Consider the following 284-nt stretch of genomic DNA (forward strand, 5'->3'; position numbering starts at 1 on the left):
TTGTGGAATTTGGTGTTGGAGTTATCCACATTTTTGTGGTGGGTCTTGTGCGGTGGTTTCTCGCTTCGTAGCGTTTATGCCATGGCATTTGTAGACCTTCTCGGCTTCCGGCTTACGGACATCGCCGACTTCGACCGCGACACAGCCCTTGCTGCCGGGCTGAACCCGTCGCGCATCCGAGAATGGTCACGCGTACACGACGTCTACTACGGGGCAACGAAATTCACGCGGAAACAATCCGACGCACGCCACATGGCAGCAGACACACCCTTGGATCAGTTGTG

1 pseudogene is annotated in these 284 nt (G+C 55.6%); it reads left to right on the top strand.

The annotated features are described in order from the left end of the window. Positions 1-81: 81 nt before the first annotated feature. Positions 82-284, top strand: a pseudogene (locus tag HMPREF3048_RS06925) (hypothetical protein); the annotation flags it as partial.

Origin of the sequence: Corynebacterium sp. HMSC075D04 (assembly GCF_001815635.1) — a bacterium.
Lineage (GTDB): Bacteria > Actinomycetota > Actinomycetes > Mycobacteriales > Mycobacteriaceae > Corynebacterium > Corynebacterium coyleae.